16 protein-coding genes are annotated in these 17,231 nt (G+C 65.5%); 8 read left to right on the top strand and 8 right to left on the bottom strand.

Features of this window, described 5'->3' with window-relative positions:
• Nucleotides 1–33: 33 nt before the first annotated feature.
• The 5 genes from AAV94_RS05510 (at nt 34) to AAV94_RS05490 (ending at nt 5,060) form a co-directional block, all read left to right on the top strand.
• Nucleotides 34–1,308 (top strand): TRAP transporter large permease, encoded by a 1,275-nt coding sequence (locus tag AAV94_RS05510; protein ID WP_046741338.1) that lies wholly within the window; start codon nt 34–36, stop codon nt 1,306–1,308.
• A gap of 2 nt (nt 1,309–1,310) precedes the next feature.
• Nucleotides 1,311–2,066, top strand: coding sequence for a leucyl/phenylalanyl-tRNA--protein transferase (aat, locus tag AAV94_RS05505; RefSeq protein ID WP_046741337.1), 756 nt, complete (start codon nt 1,311–1,313; stop codon nt 2,064–2,066).
• A 128-nt stretch (nt 2,067–2,194) separates the two neighbouring features.
• Nucleotides 2,195–2,944: an arginyltransferase gene (locus AAV94_RS05500; RefSeq protein WP_046741420.1), complete on the top strand. Its 750-nt coding sequence runs from the start codon at nt 2,195–2,197 to the stop codon at nt 2,942–2,944.
• A 136-nt stretch (nt 2,945–3,080) separates the two neighbouring features.
• A complete protein-coding gene (locus AAV94_RS05495) occupies nt 3,081–3,872 on the top strand; it encodes an IclR family transcriptional regulator (RefSeq protein ID WP_046741336.1) in 792 nt (263 codons plus the stop codon).
• Between the two features lie 9 nt (nt 3,873–3,881).
• On the top strand, nt 3,882–5,060 hold the full coding sequence (locus AAV94_RS05490; protein ID WP_046741335.1) for a hypothetical protein: 1,179 nt from the start codon (nt 3,882–3,884) through the stop codon (nt 5,058–5,060).
• Nucleotides 5,061–5,246: 186 nt separating this feature from the next.
• Here the strand turns inward: AAV94_RS05490 and ppk1 are convergent, their stop codons facing one another.
• Nucleotides 5,247–7,595: a polyphosphate kinase 1 gene (gene ppk1 / locus AAV94_RS05485; protein ID WP_052754929.1), complete on the bottom strand. Its 2,349-nt coding sequence runs from the start codon at nt 7,593–7,595 to the stop codon at nt 5,247–5,249.
• Nucleotides 7,596–7,839: 244 nt separating this feature from the next.
• Between ppk1 and AAV94_RS05480 the strand changes: the two genes are divergently transcribed.
• Together AAV94_RS05480 and AAV94_RS05475 are read left to right on the top strand one after the other, a co-directional pair.
• Nucleotides 7,840–8,196 (top strand): hypothetical protein, encoded by a 357-nt coding sequence (locus AAV94_RS05480; RefSeq protein WP_052754928.1) that lies wholly within the window; start codon nt 7,840–7,842, stop codon nt 8,194–8,196.
• 27 nt (nt 8,197–8,223) lie between these two features.
• Nucleotides 8,224–9,396, top strand: coding sequence for an alpha-hydroxy acid oxidase (locus AAV94_RS05475; RefSeq protein WP_046741334.1), 1,173 nt, complete (start codon nt 8,224–8,226; stop codon nt 9,394–9,396).
• A gap of 8 nt (nt 9,397–9,404) precedes the next feature.
• Here AAV94_RS05475 and AAV94_RS05470 read toward each other — a convergent pair whose 3' ends face one another.
• The 6 genes from AAV94_RS05470 to AAV94_RS05445 are packed head-to-tail and all read right to left on the bottom strand — an operon-like array spanning nt 9,405 to nt 15,440.
• A complete protein-coding gene (locus AAV94_RS05470; protein ID WP_046741333.1) occupies nt 9,405–10,454 on the bottom strand; it encodes an adenosine deaminase in 1,050 nt (349 codons plus the stop codon).
• 59 nt (nt 10,455–10,513) lie between these two features.
• Entirely contained in the window at nt 10,514–11,263 is a 750-nt protein-coding gene (locus AAV94_RS05465; protein WP_046741332.1) for a 5-formyltetrahydrofolate cyclo-ligase, read from the bottom strand.
• A 44-nt stretch (nt 11,264–11,307) separates the two neighbouring features.
• Nucleotides 11,308–12,879: an ABC transporter permease gene (locus AAV94_RS05460; protein ID WP_046741331.1), complete on the bottom strand. Its 1,572-nt coding sequence runs from the start codon at nt 12,877–12,879 to the stop codon at nt 11,308–11,310.
• The gene (locus tag AAV94_RS05455) at nt 12,876–13,664 is read right to left on the bottom strand and encodes an ABC transporter ATP-binding protein (RefSeq protein ID WP_052754927.1); all 789 of its coding nucleotides are present in this window, start codon (nt 13,662–13,664) and stop codon (nt 12,876–12,878) included. Before AAV94_RS05455 ends, AAV94_RS05460 begins: the two co-directional genes overlap by 4 nt.
• A gap of 7 nt (nt 13,665–13,671) precedes the next feature.
• Nucleotides 13,672–14,643, bottom strand: coding sequence for an ABC transporter substrate-binding protein (locus AAV94_RS05450; protein ID WP_046741330.1), 972 nt, complete (start codon nt 14,641–14,643; stop codon nt 13,672–13,674).
• A gap of 11 nt (nt 14,644–14,654) precedes the next feature.
• Nucleotides 14,655–15,440: a 5-formyltetrahydrofolate cyclo-ligase gene (locus AAV94_RS05445; protein WP_046741416.1), complete on the bottom strand. Its 786-nt coding sequence runs from the start codon at nt 15,438–15,440 to the stop codon at nt 14,655–14,657.
• Between the two features lie 141 nt (nt 15,441–15,581).
• On the opposite strand from AAV94_RS05445, the gene AAV94_RS05440 reads away from it, so the two are divergent.
• A complete protein-coding gene (locus tag AAV94_RS05440; protein WP_046741329.1) occupies nt 15,582–16,427 on the top strand; it encodes a MurR/RpiR family transcriptional regulator in 846 nt (281 codons plus the stop codon).
• A gap of 49 nt (nt 16,428–16,476) precedes the next feature.
• Here AAV94_RS05440 and AAV94_RS05435 read toward each other — a convergent pair whose 3' ends face one another.
• A complete protein-coding gene (locus AAV94_RS05435; RefSeq protein ID WP_052754926.1) occupies nt 16,477–17,184 on the bottom strand; it encodes an ABC-type transport auxiliary lipoprotein family protein in 708 nt (235 codons plus the stop codon).
• Between the last annotated feature and the right edge of the window lie 47 nt (nt 17,185–17,231).

Raw genomic sequence — 17,231 nt, 5'->3', positions numbered from 1 at the left:
ATGACCATCCAACGACTACAGGAATCTTGAACCATGGCCCAGCTGATGATCGTCACGATGGTGATCTTTTTTGCCCTGTCGCTGCCAGTGGCCGTGGCCATCGGCCTGTCCAGCGTCACCGGCATCGCGTATGCCGGCATCAACTGGCTGGTGATGCCGCAGCAGATCTTTGCCGCGCTGGACAAGTTTCCGCTGATGGCGATTCCGTTTTTCATTCTGGCCGGCAACCTGATGGAAGCGGGCGGCATCTCGCAACGGATGGTGAACTTTGCCAAGAGTCTGGTTGGCGGCGTGCAAGGCGGGCTGGCCATCACCTGCGTGCTGACCTGCCTGATTTTCGCGTCCGTGGCGGGCTCGTCCGTGGCCACGACGTTTGCGGTCGGGGCGATTCTGATTCCGGCCATGGTGCGCCATGGCTACCCGGCGCCTTTTGCCGCGTCGCTGCAGGCCACCTCGGCAGAGCTGGGCGTGATCATTCCTCCTTCGGTGCCGATGATTCTGTTTGCCGTCTCCACCGAAACATCCACGGGCGAGATGTTCATTGCCGGCGTGGTGCCAGGCCTGATGATTGCCGGCGTGTTGATGCTGTATGTCTGGCTGTACGCCAAGAGAACCGGCATGGGCAAGCAGGACGGCGCCGATCGCATGGCCGTGTGGCCGGCGTTCAAACGCTCTTGGCTGGCGCTGCTGATGCCCGTGATCATCCTCGGCGGCATCTATGGCGGCGTGTTCACGCCTACCGAAGCCTCGGTGGTGGCGGTGGTGTATGCGCTGCTGGTCAGCGTCTTCATCTACCGTACGCTCGGGCCGCGCTCGCTCGCGCCGGTATTTCATCGCTCTGTCGTCGGCACGGCAGTGATCATGTTCATCATCGCCAACGCCGGTGTCTTCAGCTTCCTGCTCAACCGCGCAGGCGTGCCGGACATGCTGGGCCAGTGGCTGGGCGGACTGTTCGAGAGCAAGCTGCTGTTCCTGCTGGGCGTCAACATCGCACTGTTTGTCATTGGCATGTTCATCGAGACCTCGGCCTCCATCGTCGTGCTGGCACCGCTGCTGCTGCCGGTGGCGGTGCAGTTCGGGGTCGATCCGGTGCACTTTGGCATCATCATGATCATCAATCTGGCGCTGGGCATGGTCACACCGCCGATGGGTGTGAACCTGTTTGCGGCCTGCGCCATCGCGCGCGTCTCGCTCGAACAGATGATCCGGCCGTTGCTGCCATTCGTGGCCGTGATCCTGGCCTGCCTGATGCTTGTGACCTACGTGCCAGGCATTTCGCTGTTCCTGCGTGATCTGGTCTATCGCTGAAGATGTCCGACCCTGCGCAACCGGCGTTTGCCTTTCTGCAACCAGGCGATGCCTTTCCGCCCTACGGCGCCGTCAGCGAGGCGCTTGGGCCCATTGCAGTGGGCGCAGACCTGACACCGGACACGCTGCGCGCCGCGTACCGGCGCGGCATCTTTCCCTGGTTCTCGACGCCGCCCATTCTGTGGTGGTCGCCCGACCCGCGCATGGTGCTCGAGGTGGCCAACTTCCGTCTGCATACCAGCCTGCGCAAGGAGATGGTGCGCCTGCTGCGCGCGCGCAGGCTGGCCATTCGCATCGACTCGGCCTTGCAGACGGTATTGAAGCACTGCGCCGGGGTGTATCGACCGGGCCAGGCAGGCACCTGGATCGTGCCGGAAATGCAGCAGACCTATCTGGAGTTTCACCGCGCTGGCCATGTGCACAGCGTCGAGACGTGGATTGACGGCGCATTGGCAGGCGGGCTGTATGTCGTCAACATCGGCAAGGCCGTTTTTGGCGAATCGATGTTTGCGCTGCGGCCCAATGCCTCGAAGATGGCGTTGGCTGCGCTGGTGGCGCACTGCCGTGCCCACGGTGTCGCGCTCATCGACTGCCAGCAAAACACCGCGCACCTGGCGTCGCTGGGCGCGCATGAAATCAGCCGAGCGGCATTTCTCGCGCAGCTGGCGCGCAGTGTGGACCAACCGCCACCGACATGGCAGTTCGCGCCCTGCGACTGGGCAACGCTGCACCCCGCGCTGGCGCAGGCCGCTGCCTAGCACTGCGGCGCGGACCGCAGCGGGCCCCTTGTTCATCCCACGAGCGACACCGGCGACGGCATGTCAGAATCGGGCCGTGTGAACCGGCCTGCATTTTCCGGCCTTGCTGCGGCAAAATGGGCACAGCCATGAAAGAATCTGCACGCATTCCCTTGCAGTTCTACGCAACTGCCCCCTATCCCTGCAGCTATCTGCCAGGGCGGACGGCGCGTTCGCAGGTGGCGTCACCCGGCGAGATGGTTGACAACGAGGTCTATGGCCTGCTGCTTGAGCGGGGTTTTCGCCGCAGCGGCCTGTTCACCTACCGGCCCCATTGCGATGCCTGCCAAGCCTGCGAGACCTTGCGCATCCCGGTGCAGGACTTCGTGCCCAATCGCAGCCAACGGCGCAGCTGGAAAGCTCATCGCGCGCTGCACACCCGCCTGCTGCCGCCAGTGCTGCTGCCCGAGCACTATGCGCTTTACCAGCACTACCTGCGCAGCCGCCACGCCAACGGTGGCATGGACAATGACAATCCCAGTGACTACGAGCAATTCCTGCTGCGCAGCCGTGTCCAGACGCGCCTGCTGGAATTTCGCCTGCCCCCCGATGCACAGCCGGCCGAAGGCGCTCTGCGCATGGTCAGCGTGGTCGACATCGTCGATCACGGCATCTCGGCCGTCTATACCTTCTATGACGACCGGACGGCGTCCGGGCTGGGCACCTACTCCATTCTCTGGCTGGTCGAATGGGCCAGGCAGCTGGGCCTGCCCTACGTCTATCTCGGCTATTGGATCGCCGCAAGTGCCAAGATGGCCTATAAGGCGCAGTTCCTGCCCCACGAGGTGCTGCGCCAGGGCCAGTGGCATCGCATCGAAAAACTCGCGGCGACGCGCTAAAACCTGTTCCAACCCGGTCGCAAACGAAGCAGAACCAGCCCCAACGACGCTGCCGGTCTGTGCGAAGCCGTCGGCAGCCCATATCGGCGTTAAGATCGGCCCATTCCATCCCTGTTCCTTTTGCACTGCACCACGCATGCGCCCCACCGACCCCGTCCAGCGCAAGACCCCCAGCGTCCAGGTCTTCGAACGCATGTATGCGATCCTGGACTTTCTGGCCGGGCACGCCCGCGCGGTCTCGCTCAAGGAAATCTCCGAGGCTACCGGCCTGCACCCCTCCACCACCCACCGCATCCTCAACGATCTGGTGATAGGGCGCATCGTCGAGCGGCCGGAGTCGGGTTCTTACCGCCTGGGCCTGCGCCTGCTGGAGCTTGGCAACCTGGTCAAGGCCCGGCTGAGCGTGCGCGAAGTCGCCCTGCCACTGATGCGCGAGCTGCACCGCGTCACCCAGCAGGCCATCAACCTCAGCATTCGTCAGGGCGATGAAATCGTCTACATTGAGCGCGCCTTCAGCGAGCGCTCGGGGATGCAGGTGGTGCGCGCCATCGGTGGCCATGCGCCCCTGCACCTGACCTCCACAGGCAAGCTGTTTCTCGCCGCGCAGGATCCACACTGGGTGCGCAGCTACGCCAACCGCACCGGACTGGCCGGCAACACCCGCAACAGCATCACCAAGCTCGACGTGCTTGAGCGCGAGCTGCACCGCGTGCGCCAGACCGGCGTCGCCCATGACCGGGAGGAGCTGGAGCTGGGCGTGAACTGCATCGCCGCAGGCATCTACGACGATCAGGACAAACTCATTGCAGGCCTTTCCATCTCCGCCCCCACGGGGCGGCTGGAGGACTCGTGGATTGCACGGCTGCAGGAGACGGTGCAGCAGATCTCCGCCGAGCTGGGAAATCCCAGGGCCATGGCCAAAGACTGACGGCGCCCCATGACAGGCCTGCGTTCGGGCGGCGAAAACTACCTGGACGTCTTGGCCGCGCAACGCCCCGAGCGCTCGGCGTTCTGGCTGCTGGATGCGGTGTATCGCAATCTTGAGCAGCACTACTCGCCGGCGCCGTCCGCACTGCCGGCAGTATGGCAACCGTGGTGGGATCTGCTGCAATTCTGCCTGGGTGTCAACCCGATCGCGCAGTGGCTGCGCACCGCGCCCGATGCGCTGCAGCGCATCCAGGCGCTGGCGGCGCTGGCTGGCGAGAATGCACTGGCGGACCATCTCGCGCACGCCCTGCAGGGACAGGCACTGCCCGCCATGGCCGTTACCTTCAGTCAACTGGGCGAGCAAGACCTGCACCTGCCGATCGGAGGACTGCCGCAGGATTGGCATGACGGACAGGACTGGGCGGCCTCCGATGCGGCGATCCAGCTGCAGCTCGATGGCTTCGCCCGCATCGTTGCCGACCTGCTCCTGCAGGAACGGCACGCGCTGCTCCTCCCAGCGCCTGCTCACAGGGGGTTGCCACGCCACAGCCTCCCCGGTCTGGCCCAGCCCCACGCCACAACACCTGCACAACAGATGCAACAGAGCCGCGCGGCATTTGCTGCCCTGCTGCAGCAGCCAAAGGCCCTGCAGGTGCGCACGCCGGGCCACGGGCAGCGCCACAGACTGCCTGTCACGCACCGCCTCCAGCCGGGCCTATCCGCGGAGCTGTTCGAGTTTTACCGCGTGCTGCTGCCGCAAGCTGCAGCACCTTTGCTGGCAGTAGCGCAACTGCACGATGGCGCAGACCTGTTCGTGCAGTGCGGCCCGGTCAGCGTTGCCATCGTGGGGCTGACCCTGTTTCCGGTGGGGCAGTGGTCAGCGCGCACGGCAGCGATGCACTCCTGCCTCAGCAATGAGGCCTGGCCGCAAGGCGAGCCGCCATGCTGGTGGGCGCAGAGCATCGCCTTTGCCCAGGGTGGCGCTGATGACGAGCACTGGCTGCTGGTCACCACCGGCCCGCAGGCCGGTGGCGTGACGCTGTCTGCCACCGATGCACCCCATGGCCGCGTCCGCTTCGCCAGCACCGCAGCCTTCTTCACGGCGTTGCAGCACCAGCCAGCGCGCGTGCTGGCCGCCAGTGGCCATCTGCTGTACGACTGCGCCGGCAGGCCATGCGAGCCGGTCTAAAAAAGGTCTGTCAAAATCCTGACGTCGCTCCCATGACCTGCGCCCCGGTGCTGCGCCGCGGGCCGCACGCTAGCGTTTGCGCAGCCAAAGCCATCACGACGCAGGTGACCGGGGCGGCCCGCCCGGAAAGCCACCGCCGCGACCGCTCAGGATATCGGTCAATGAGGCGCAACGCGGCGCCGCTTACTACCTGCGCTTGCGGTTGCGCGCCGCCTGCGTCAACTCGCGGGTGGAACTGCTGCGCGGGCGCGCCTTGACGGTCGGGGCGGTGCTGAAATAGTGCGCCAACATCTGTTGCGCACTGGCGCCGACAGTGTCACCTTCCAGGCGCCGGTAGGTGCCGTTTTCCAGCAGCACCCAGGCGTCCTGATCGTCCATCAGGTAGGCGACCAGGCACTCATCCATGATGCGCTGGCGCAGCGTGGCATCGGTCACCGGCCATGCCAGCTCAACACGTCGGGCCATGTTGCGATTCATCCAGTCGGCGCTGGAAAGATACAGATGCTCTTCCTCCCCGGCCTGGAAAAAGAATACGCGGGTATGTTCGAGAAAGCGCCCGACGATGGAGCGGATGCGGATGGCCCCGCCCTTGGGCGTGCTGTTGACTGCCGGCAGCACGCAGGCCGCACGCACGATCAGATCGACCTGCACCCCTTCCTGTGCCGCCACATAGACAGCCTCGGCCAGCCGCCAGTCGGTCAGCGCATTCATCTTCGCCACGATGCGTGCGGGCTTGCCCGCCTGCGCCGCGCGCTGCGCCTCGCCGATGTGCTGCATGAGGCTGTTCTGCAGCGTGAAAGGCGCCACCTGCAGGCGCTGCAGCTTGGGCAGCGGCGCCTGGCTGGCCAGCAGACTGAAAACCGCATCCATCTCGGCAGTCAGCACCTCGCTGGCAGTCAGGTAGCTGATGTCGGTGTAGAGCTTGGCCGTTCTGGGGTTGTAATTGCCGGTGGACAGGTGGCCGTAGCGCTTGAGTCCACGCGCCTCGCGGCGGGTGACCAGCAACATCTTGCCGTGCGTCTTGAGCCCGACGATGCCATAGACCACCTGCACGCCGATGGATTCCAGCGTCTCGGCCCAGTTGATGTTGTTTTCCTCGTCAAAGCGCGCCTTGAGTTCGACCACGGCGGTGACCTCCTTGCCCTTGCGCACCGCCTCGCGCAATAGCTCCATCATCACCGAGTCCGGTCCGGTGCGATAGACCGTCTGCTTGATGGCCAGCACGTCCGGGTCCTTGACGGCCTGGCGCAGAAACTCCACCACCGCATCAAAGCTCTCGAAAGGCTGGTGGATCACCACGTCCTTCTGACGGATGCGGGCAAACAGGTTCTCGCTGTTCTTGAGCGAGCGCGGCCATTGCGGAATCCAGCGCGGAAAAAGCAAATGCGGACGTTCGTCGTTGACCAGGTCGATCACCTGGCTGAGTCGCACCAGATTGACCGGCCCCTCAACCCGGTACAACGCCTGCACGGGCAAATCGAACTGCGCCAGCAGCAGGTTGACGGTGGATTCCGAGCAGCTTTTGGAGACTTCCAGCCGTGTGGCCTTGCCGAAGTGACGGTGCTGCAGCCCCTTGCGCAGCGCCGTACGCAGGTTCTGCACCTCGCCTTCGGTGACGGCCAGATCGGAATGGCGCGTGACACGAAACTGTGAGAACTCCACCACCGTGCGCCCCGGAAATATTTCGTGCAGATGTGCGCGGATCATGCTGGAAAGGCTGACCACGCCGATCTTGCCCTTGCCACCGGCCAGCGAGTCGGGCAGGCGCACAAAGCGCGGCAGCACCCTTGGCACCTTGACGATCGCCACCTCATTGCGGTTGCCAAAGGCATCCTCGCCATCGAGGCGCACGATGAAGTTCAACGACTTGTTGGCCACCTGCGGGAACGGGTGTGCAGGATCAAGCGCCACTGGCGTGAGCAATGGCCGGATTTCCCGGTCAAAGTATTCCTTGACCCAGCGGCGCTGGCCCATATTGCGCTTGCCGTGCGAGAAGATCTGGATGCCGTGTTCGGCCAGTGCCGGCAGCAACCGGCTGTTGTAGAGCTCATACTGGCGCTGCACCAGCGCGTGCGCCTTGGCGGATATGCCGGCGTAGCTCTCCACCGAGAACTCGTCGTCCTCCACGCCATCGCGCGCAGCCTCCAGGTGATCGGCCACACGCACTTCGAAGAACTCGTCAAGGTTGGAGGAAACGATGCCGAGATAGCGCAGCCGCTCAAGCACCGGCACGTCCTCGCGCTGTGCCCAGTCGAAGACCCGTTCGTTGAAGGCCAGGATGCTGTGATCCCGATCCAACCAGGGAATATTCGCAGGCCGCGCCAGATGCACGATCAGCTCGGCCTCTGCCTCGATCTGCTTGCGGTTCAGGCTCCAGGCCGAGCCGGTGCTGGTCTGCAGCGCCTTGGCCGTCTGCATGGCGCTGGCGACGCTTTCTGCATCGGCGCGGCGCAGCACCACATCATTGCTGCTGGAGACCGGCACCAGCGCACGGCCTGCCGCGGCTGGTCTGGCGGCCGCCTTGCGCGCGGCCATCTTCTTCGCGGTGGGCGCAACGTCCGCAGAAGGGGCCGCATTCGCGACGCTTGCATCAGGGGTTTTCGGATTGCGTTTACTTGGAGTTTTCTTCGGTGCCATCACGCCAACCATACAACTGTAACGGGGCAATATAGCAGCGCACAGCAGGAATTTGACGACATTATTGTGACAATGTCGGTCGGCCCGCTCGCAGCCAGCGCCCCGTCCTATAGACTTGCAGGCTTTACCTCGGAACCCGGTCATGGCCCCTGCTCCACCTGCCCCAGACGATCTGCCCTTTGCCGTCGTGCTGTGGCTGGGCGAGGAGATGCCGGCCGCGCAGCGGCGCGCCGCACAGGCTCGCTTTGCCGCCGCGCTGGTGGCAAGCCTTGGCGATGCACAGCTGGTGCTGCCTACCTACCGCGCCTACCTGCGCATCGTCGCCGCGCAGGGCACGGGCAGTGCCGAAGGCATCGACGCCGAACAGCTGCCCGATGACCAGCGCCACGTGTTCGAGAACTGGCGCATCGCCGAGCACGACGCGCTCACGGCCGTCTTCGGCCCGCACCGCCAGATGGGCGAAGCCCTCTATGAATTGCAGGACGTGCACACGTCCTGAATCGTTTTCCCTCCATCCGTCCAGACAATGACCGATCTGACCAAAATCACCTGCGTCGAAGACCTGCGCGTCATCGCCCGCCGCCGCGCGCCACGCATGTTCTACGACTATGCGGACACCGGCTCCTACACCGAATCAACCTACCGCGCCAACGAGGCCGACTTCCAGCGCATTCAGCTGCGCCAGCGTGTTGCGGTCGACATGTCCGGGCGCTCCACACGCACCCGGCTGCTGGGCAAGGAGTACGCCATGCCCGCCGCCACCGCGCCGGTCGGCCTGCTGGGCATGCAGCATGCCGACGGCGAGATCCATGCCGCGCGCGCGGCCAAGGCCATGGGCATTCCGTTCACGCTCTCGACGATGGGCATCTGCTCGCTCGAAGACGTGGCCGAAGCCACCGACCGCCACCCGTTCTGGTTCCAGCTCTACGTGATGCGCGACCGCGAATTCGCGGCCAATCTGATCGAGCGCGCGCGCGATGCCAATTGCGAGGCGCTGGTGCTGACACTGGACCTGCAGGTCATGGGCCAGCGCCACAAGGACATCAAGAACGGCCTGTCCACCCCGCCGCGCCCAACGCTGGCCAATCTGCTGAACCTGGCGACCAAGCCCCGCTGGTGCCTGGACATGCTGCGCACCAGGCGCCGCACCTTCGGCAACATCGTCGGGCACGCCAAGAACGTCACCGACGTCTCATCGCTTGCCACCTGGACGGCCGAGCAGTTCGACCCGCGCCTGAACTGGTCCGATGTCGAGCGCATCAAGCGCCAGTGGGGCGGCAAGCTCATCCTCAAGGGCATCATGGATGTCGAGGATGCCAGGCTGGCCGTTGAAAGCGGCGCCGATGCGCTGGTGGTGAGCAACCATGGCGGGCGCCAGCTCGACGGAGCACCGTCGTCCATCGCCGCGTTGCCCCCCATTGCCAACGCCGTGGGTGACAAGATCGAAGTCTGGATGGATGGCGGCATCCGCACCGGGCAGGACATGCTCAAGGCCCGCGCACTGGGCGCACGCGGCGTCATGCTGGGCCGCAGCATCGTCTACGGCCTGGCCGCAGCGGGCGAAGCGGGCGTCTACCGCGCGCTGGAGATCCTGCAAAAGGAACTGGATGTCAGCATGGCGTTCTGCGGCCACACGCACATCGATCAGGTCGGCCGGGACATCCTGATCCCCAAGTCCCTGCAGCACCTGCTGGACTGAGAACCTGTTCAGGCGGCGAAACGCGCGAAGGTCGCGTTGACCTCGTCACACCAGCGCCGCTTGGCCTGCGCATCAGCAAAACTGCCCGTGAAGCTGTTGGTGGCCAGCTGCCAGGCCTGGCGCGCGCCAAGGCCGGTGGCATCGAAGGTCTCGATGAAATTCTGGTTGAGATAGCCACCGAAATAGGCGGGATCGTCGGAGTTGATCGTGGCAACCAATCCTGCTTCCAGAAGCTGGCCGAGGTTGTGCTGGCGCAGGTCCTCAAACACGCGCAACTTGAGGTTGGAGAGCGGACATACGGTCAGCGGAATGCCCTCCTGCGCCAGCCGTCGCATCAGATCGGCGTCATGGATGCTTTGCACGCCATGGTCGATGCGCTCGACATGCAGCGCATCCAGTGCGCTCCAGACGTAGGCCGCGGGCCCCTCCTCGCCGGCATGGGCCACCAGTCGAAAGCCCAGCTGCCGGCAGCGCGCAAATACCCGCACGAACTTCTCTGGCGGATGGCCAAGCTCGCTGGAGTCCAGGCCAACGCCGATGAATTTGTCGCGCAGCGGCAGGGCCTGCTCCAGGGTCTCGAACGCCGCGTCCTCGGACAGATGCCGCAGAAAGCACAGGATCAGTGCCGCGTCGACACCCAGCTTCTCACGCGCGTCCTCGCAGGCGCGATGCAGGCCGTTGATCACCGTCGCCATCGCCACACCGCGCGCCGTGTGCGTCTGCGGATCGAAGAACAGCTCGGTGCGCCGGACGTTCTCCTCGGCGGCCTTGCGCAGATAGGCCCAGGCCATATCGTAGAAATCCTGCTCCTCAATCAGCACCGAGGCACCTGCGTAGTAGATGTCCAGAAAGCTCTGCAGATTGGTGAACGCGTAGGCGTCGCGCAAGGCCTGCACGTCCGGATAGGCCAGCGCCACGCCATTGCGCTGCGCCAGTGCGAAGATCAGTTCGGGCTCCAGCGAGCCTTCGATATGGATGTGCAGCTCCGCCTTGGGCATGGCGGCCAGCAGCTCGGGCAGCCGCTCACGAGGGATTCGGGCAAAGTCAGGCAGGGACATGGTGGATTGGAAAAACGAAGAAGAGAAAGACGCGGCGCTAGCGACTGACGGCGAAATTGCTAGAGCGGCGGCAGTTGCGGCTCCATGCGCTGCAGCTCCCGCAGCGGCGGGATGGTCGCCAGCATGGTTGGATCCAGCAGATCCCAGACGATACCGCAAGTCGGCTTATGCGGATCGGCCACCTCGATCGTACGCGTGGGCGTGAAGATCGCATCCACCACGGTATCGAACACCTCGGGGTACAGCGTCTCTGCCAGCACCTGGCAATCATGCACCACCGCCGCTGCCGGGGTTTCGGTGGTGATCTTGCCGATGCGATAGAGCATGCCCCATTCGGCATCGAAGAAGCCATGGCCCTTGCCAAAGCGCACACCGTCCTCATTGATGGCGCCGGTGCCCGTGACCATGTAGTCCACGCCGGGCAGCTCATCGCGAATCTGCGCCAGCGTCATCGGCCGGCCATGCCGCTCCATGCCGTCGAGCGTGGCGGCGTACAGCCAGCGCTCAGGCGCGATGGTGTCGGGGTCCAGCAGCCAAAAACCGCGCTTGATGGAGTAAGTCGTCATCAGAATGCGCTTGCCATCCTGCAATGCACGGTAGCGCAGCATTTCCAGGCAGTTGTCAGGCGTGATGAACACCACTTGCGCCTGCTGGTAGAAGCGGTGATTGACCAGCCGCTCAAGCGCCTGCTCGCTGCCCTGAAAGTCCGCAATGAACTCGCCGAAATCGAAGTGAAAGCGACTGTCGGCATAGGCAACCTTGCGCAATTGCCCAAACACGCGCTCGCGCACGGAACTCTTGTGATCCATAAAGGGGTCTCCAGTACAAAGGGGAAAATGGGCTGCCTGTCCCGTCAGGCCGGTGCCAGCGCAAAGCGGCGCAACAGCCGGCGCTCCGCAGCCACGGTCATCGCATGCAGGACAACTGCAACCAGCACCGCAACCACGGTCACGCTCCAGATCATGGCGTAGTCCATCTGACCACGCGACTCATTGAGCAAGTTGCCAAAACCCACGCCGGTGGCCAGCCATTCGGCAATCATCACGCCCAGAAAGGCACGCGGCGCAGCCAGGCGCGCGGCCGCGCACAGATACGGCAGGGACCAGGGCAGCGCCACATACTGCAGCCAGGCGCGCCGCCTGCCGCCGTTGGCGCGCACCAGGTCATCCAGCGTGCGCGGCACCAGTTGCAGGCCCTGCACAATCGTCACGAAGGCCGGGAAAAAGGTCACCGACACGGTGATAGCCAGCGTGCCGCCCCAATCGCGCCCGAAGATCAGCACGACCAGCGGCGCCAGTGCCACCAGCGGCATCGACTGCGTCACCAGCGACACCGGCAGCAGCGTATCGCCCAGGCCGCGCCAGAACGTCGTCACCACCGCCAGAACGAATGCGAATCCCAGACCCAGCACCATGCCCACCAACGCCGGCGGCAGCGTTTCCAGCAGCGCCATGCCAAGCACCTGCAGATGCTGTGGCGCCTGCTCAGAGGCCACCAGATGCTGCCAAAGCCCCAATGGATCGCGCAGCACCACCTCCGAAACCCCTCTTGCCCGCATCAGCCAGACGAACGCCCACCACAGCAGCACCGGCATGGCCACTGCCGCCAACAGCCAGGCCCAGTCCTGCAGGCGCCGCCGCGGTTGCGCCTGCACGCGGCCAAGCGGCACGCTCGCCGGCAGGCTGTCGCCGGCCACGCGGCGCGCCAGCAGTCCCACCGTTGCATAGGCCGCGGCGCTGATGAGCGTGGCCGTCAGGCCAATGCCCCACAGCCGCGCGGGATTGCCCCGTCCGAGCGAGCCAATCAGATACGTGCCAAGGCCCGCACTGCCACCGCTGCCGAACTCGGCCAGCAAAGACCCCAGCACGGCAGCCGGCGCCGCCGTGCGCAGACCGCTGAGCAGCGTCGGCAGGCCGCTGCGCCAGCGCACAAAGCGCATCACCGCCGCCCCGCGCCCGCCGTAGACGTGCACCAGATCGACCAGCCGCGGGTCCACCTGGGTCATGCCCAGCACCGTCGCCACCATGGTCGGGTAATACACCGACAGTGCTGCCAGCACCACGCGCGGCGTCTCGCCCGGCAGCGCGATGACCAGAATGGGCACCAGCGCGATCGTTGGCATCGCAAACAGTGTCACGTTCACGCCCGCCATCAGCCGCTCGGCACCGCGCCAGCGCACAAACGCCATGCCGCAGGCAATGGCGACGACGTTGCCGATCACGTAGCCGGCCAGCGCTGTGCGCAGCGTGCCCCACAGGTGTGCGGGGTAGTCGCCGCGGTCCGCCCACCACTGCAGCAGTACGGCGCTGGGCGCGGGCAGCGCCCCGCCTGCCACCCACTGGCCACGGCCGACCAGTTCCCAGAGCGCCAGCAGGGCCAGTAGCCCCCACCAGCGCGCGCTGCCATGGCTGCGCGGCACGCTCATGGATGCGCTCCGCCACGTTGGGCGTACAGCACCTCGGCCACCTGCTCCTCCAGCGCGCGAAACGCCGGCTCGACGAACAGCTGCGGTGCGCGCGGCCGCGCAAACGGCACGTCAATGACCGCCGCAACGCGCCCGGGATTGCCATGCATGACCACGATGCGATCGGCCAGGAACACCGCCTCGTCGATGCCGTGCGTGACCAGTACCGTGGTGGTGGGCCGCTCCAGCCAGATGCGCTGCAGCTCCAGATTCATGCTGCGGCGCAGGATCTGGTCGAGCGCGCCGAACGGCTCGTCCAGCAGCAGCACGTCCGGGCGCGTCACCAGCGCGCGGGCGATGGCCACGCGCTGGCGCATGCCGCCTGAGAGCTGTGCCGGCAGCGCCGCCTCGAACCTCTGCAGCCCCACCAACTCCACCAGTGCGGCAATGCGCGCGGCATCGCCCGCCTGGTACTGACCGGTGATGTCCAGCGGCAGCCGGATGTTCTGTGTGACCGTCCGCCACGGCAGCAGCGCCGCATCCTGGAATGCGATGCCAAGCCGTCCAGCCTTCTGCAGGCGCTCGGGATCATCTGCGGCCACCTTGACGCTGCCCGCATCCGGGCGATCGAGCCCGGCGATGAGCCGCAGCAGGGTCGACTTGCCGCAACCGGACGGCCCGATCAAGGCCGTGAAGGAGCCCGGCGCGCAGTGCAGGTTCACGTCCTGCAGCGCCACCAGCGGGGCCTGCGCGGCACGCGCAAAGTTGCGCTGCGCATGGGCGATGACAATCTCGGAGGCAGGCATGTGCAGCTCAGACTTCTGCCAGCAGGCTGGTGTCGAAATGGCTGGCATCGGCCGCCACCCCCACCGCATTGAGGGCCTGCACGCAGGCTGCGATGGCCGCATCGGTCATCGCAAAGACGCCCTGCTCGTGCGCGATCAGCGGTTTCTGCGCGTTGTTGAAGTAGACCTCGTTGGCAATGCTGCGCCCCGTGCCCTTGAACCAGCTCTGCGCAAACCGTGGCGGCCAGCCATCAACGTCACGGAAGTTCTCGTCCCAGCCCTGGCGGCTGGCGCGCAGAAAGCGCACCAGATCGTCGCGCCGCTCCTGCAGGGTTTCGCGCGTGACCACGACCACATCGTTGAACAGCGGCAGCTGGTGATCGGCCAACAGGAAGCTCACCGGCTCCTGCCCATGGCTCTGGATGGTGAACGGCACATTGGTGACGAAGTCCAGCGAGCCATCGATCTCGCCCTTGAGCAGCGGCGTCGGGTCATAGGCATAGGGCACGATGCGCACCTGTTTGCGCTCGATGCCGTTGAGCTTGAGCACGGCGTCGATGGTCAGGCGGTTGACTGGCGGCACGGCGATGGTCTTGCCGATCATGTCCGCAGGTGTACGGATGGGATTGCTTGCCAGGCTGACGATGCCAACGGGGCTCTTCTGGTACTGCGCGCCGATGATGACCAGCGGCGCCCCCTGCGCGGTGATGGCGCGAATGGCCGTCTCCACCGTGGCCAGCGCAACATCCGCGCGCCCAGACAGCAGGGAGGCTTCCGGAATGACGTCCGGCCCCCCGGGCAGATACGTCAAATCCAGCCCCTGCGCCTGGTAAAAGCCCTCCTCCAGGGCCACGAAGTAGCCGAGAAACTCTGCGTCATTGATCCAGGCGGCCTGCATCGTCAACGGACGCGCCGACTGCGCCATGGCGGCAAGCGGCAAACTGGCAGCGGCAGCCCCTGCGGCGGCGGCAGAGAGAAAGTGACGGCGGCTCAACGGCATGGAAAAACTCCTCAGGAAGATGGGTTTTGGGGGGCACTCAGACCCTGCGCCTGACGCAGTTCGCGCAAGGCCGGAGCGGCCTGAATCTGACTCTGGCTGATGCGTGCCCAGTCGATGCGGCGGGGGCGGGACTGCACGCGCGGCACCTGCAGCGTGCGCGAGGGCGTGCAGATGACGTCGACCGGAATGTCCTCCTCGGCAGGAAACAGCGGCTGCTCCAGCACCTGAACATCGTGCACCAGTGTGGCAATGGGCGTGCGCGCATCCACCAGGCCCAGTTCACCGAACAGGCGCCATTCCAGATCGAACCAGCCGTGACCGCGCCCGAACCGCACGCCCGAGGTGGCAACTGCGGCGGCACCTGTCACCACCCAGTCAAAGCGCCCCAGCGCCGCCAGTTCGGCCAGCGATACCGGCTTTGCGAAGTGCTCCAGCCCGTCGAGCCACGCGGCGTAGCGTGCCAGATCTCGTGGCACGCTGCCTGCGGGGAAATGGAAGAATCCGCGCGCCATGTCGTAACTGGAGACGACCACGCTAATGCCCGCCTCCAGGCAGCGCTGGCGCAGACCGGTCAGGCTGTTGTCCGGCGTCAGGAACACGTGCGTGGCCCGGGCAAAGTCGGGCAAGCACACCAGCCGCTCGACGGCATCGGCTGCGCCTGCGAAGTCGGGAATGAACTCGGTAAATCGCAGGTGAAAGCGCGAATCCGGCCGCGCCACCGCCGCCAGATCCTCCCAGACGCCATGGCGCAGCTGGGCATCGGCCACTTCCGTCTCGACTCGTCGTTTCTGCACCATGAGAATTGAATCAATCGTTTCCATAAATTGTATTACGGAAACTGCAGTTTCAACATCCGTCCTCCAATGCCCCTTGGGGACAGTCTCGTTGCGGCAGCTTTTGCCGCTCGAGCGCGTGTTGCTCGGCTATGCTCGCCACTCATGACAACGCGCCTGACCCTGGCCATCCAGGAACATTATGAACACCTCAGCCCCAGCGAGCGCAAGCTTGCGGCGCTGCTGCTCGACCGTGCGGAGGACCTGCTGGCCTACTCGGCGTCCGAACTGGCGGCGATGGCCGGCGTGTCCAAGGCCACGGCGGCACGACTGTTTCGCAGCCTCGGTTACAGCGATTTCAACGAGGTGCGCCTGCAGGCACGTCAGGAACGCAACCTCGCGCCAGCATTGCAGCGCCCGCCATCGCGCGCAGGCGCAGGCGGGCAGCTGGCGCAGTCCATCTCCAGCCACCTGCAAAGCGAGCAGGAAAGCCTTGCACGCACATTCGAATGGCTGCGCAGCGATCTGCTGCGCAGCGCCGCAATGACGCTTGCAAAAGCGCCGCACGTGTGGTTGCTCGGGCTGGGCGTTGACCGCGGTCTGGTGCAGTTCGTCGCCCCGCAATTTGCGCGGGTGCGGCCAGACGTGTTCGTGCTGGATGACCGGGCCGGTCAGTGGGCCGAATCGCTTGCCAACTGTGCGCCCAGGGATGCCCTGCTCATCGTGCAGACCCAACCGCGCACGCAGATGGCAGACCGGTTGATGGCGCACGCGGCCGCCTCCAGGATGGCAACGGTGGCGGTGGTGGATGTGCGCAACGTGGCCTGGGCGCGCCGCGTCGCAGGGCTGGTGCTGCCCTGCCACTGCGCCAGCGGCACGCATGCGTTCTCAGCGATGGCAGCTGCCAGCATGCTGCATCTGCTCGTGCAGCACGTGGCCCAGACATTGGGCGAGCGCAGCGTTCAGCGCATCGACATGATTGCCAACCTGCGCCGCGAGCTCGACGAATAGCCGAACGGCCCGTCACCTCGTGGTGCCTGGCGGCGGCGCCCACAGGCGATCACTCCGGGCCAACGCCACGGCCTGCCGGCAATACCGTATTCAGCCACTGGTCCAGCTGCGCGCCAAGCTGCTGCACCGCAATCGCCATCGCGCGCGTGCCGCCCGCGGCATCGGGCGTGGCGGCTGGCACACGCTGCGTGAATACCTGCTGCCCCAGCAGGCGATCGCCTCCTTCGCCCGGCGCCATTGCCGTGGCCCGCAGGCGCACCAGCGCCTCGCTCTCTTGGGCAGATACAAAGCGCTGCTCGAACTGCTCGATGTCCACCCGCAACACGAAAGGGATCTGGCCATCCGGCTGGCGCACCCGCACGCCCGGCTCCAGCACCGGCCCGCGCTGCGCCAGCTGCTGGCGCAGTTGTTGCGCCACCAGTTCCTCGACCGGACGACTCCAGCGCGCCTGCTGATAGGCACGCAGCGCATATCCATCCAGATAGGCGAAGCGATACAGCACCAGATCGCTGCTCGTGGGCAGCCCATTTGCCGTCACCTGTGCCAGCATCAATGGAGGGTGTGGTTGCTGTGGCGCCACCGCACTGGCCTGCTCGTACAGCACGCCGAAGTCGAACAGCTCCGGTGCAGGCGCTGGCGCTGGCAGTGACGCGCAGGCTGCCAATGCCAAAGCAGCGGCGCCCGATGCGATCAGACGCGTGCTGGCGCGCGTTACCGCACGTGCAAGGTTATGGGAACGAATCGTCGTGAAAGCCATCGCTGGAACTCCTGACATTGAGCTACGGTCGCGTGTGTTTAGAACCT

It is taken from the genome of Lampropedia cohaerens, assembly GCF_001005215.1.
Classification (GTDB): Bacteria; Pseudomonadota; Gammaproteobacteria; order Burkholderiales; family Burkholderiaceae_C; genus Lampropedia; species Lampropedia cohaerens.
The sequence above is the reverse complement of the archived record's forward strand: the minus strand, read 5'-3'. Positions and strand labels throughout refer to the sequence as shown.

Excerpts from the sequence above, each read along its gene's own strand:
- AAV94_RS05510 (WP_046741338.1), top strand. The coding sequence starts at position 34 with ATGGCCCAGCTGATGATCGTCACGATGGTGATCTTTTTTGCCCTGTCG.
- AAV94_RS05440 (WP_046741329.1), top strand. The coding sequence starts at position 15,582 with ATGACAACGCGCCTGACCCTGGCCATCCAGGAACATTATGAACACCTC.
- AAV94_RS05495 (WP_046741336.1), top strand. The coding sequence starts at position 3,081 with ATGCGCCCCACCGACCCCGTCCAGCGCAAGACCCCCAGCGTCCAGGTC.
- AAV94_RS05470 (WP_046741333.1), bottom strand. The coding sequence starts at position 10,454 with ATGTCCCTGCCTGACTTTGCCCGAATCCCTCGTGAGCGGCTGCCCGAG.
- AAV94_RS05465 (WP_046741332.1), bottom strand. The coding sequence starts at position 11,263 with ATGGATCACAAGAGTTCCGTGCGCGAGCGCGTGTTTGGGCAATTGCGC.
- AAV94_RS05435 (WP_052754926.1), bottom strand. The coding sequence starts at position 17,184 with ATGGCTTTCACGACGATTCGTTCCCATAACCTTGCACGTGCGGTAACG.
- AAV94_RS05475 (WP_046741334.1), top strand. The coding sequence starts at position 8,224 with ATGACCGATCTGACCAAAATCACCTGCGTCGAAGACCTGCGCGTCATC.
- AAV94_RS05455 (WP_052754927.1), bottom strand. The coding sequence starts at position 13,664 with ATGCCTGCCTCCGAGATTGTCATCGCCCATGCGCAGCGCAACTTTGCG.
- ppk1 (WP_052754929.1), bottom strand. The coding sequence starts at position 7,595 with ATGGCCGCGCGCAAGGCGGCCGCCAGACCAGCCGCGGCAGGCCGTGCG.
- AAV94_RS05490 (WP_046741335.1), top strand. The coding sequence starts at position 3,882 with ATGACAGGCCTGCGTTCGGGCGGCGAAAACTACCTGGACGTCTTGGCC.
- AAV94_RS05450 (WP_046741330.1), bottom strand. The coding sequence starts at position 14,643 with ATGCCGTTGAGCCGCCGTCACTTTCTCTCTGCCGCCGCCGCAGGGGCT.
- aat (WP_046741337.1), top strand. The coding sequence starts at position 1,311 with ATGTCCGACCCTGCGCAACCGGCGTTTGCCTTTCTGCAACCAGGCGAT.
- AAV94_RS05445 (WP_046741416.1), bottom strand. The coding sequence starts at position 15,440 with ATGGTGCAGAAACGACGAGTCGAGACGGAAGTGGCCGATGCCCAGCTG.
- AAV94_RS05480 (WP_052754928.1), top strand. The coding sequence starts at position 7,840 with ATGGCCCCTGCTCCACCTGCCCCAGACGATCTGCCCTTTGCCGTCGTG.
- AAV94_RS05460 (WP_046741331.1), bottom strand. The coding sequence starts at position 12,879 with ATGAGCGTGCCGCGCAGCCATGGCAGCGCGCGCTGGTGGGGGCTACTG.
- AAV94_RS05500 (WP_046741420.1), top strand. The coding sequence starts at position 2,195 with ATGAAAGAATCTGCACGCATTCCCTTGCAGTTCTACGCAACTGCCCCC.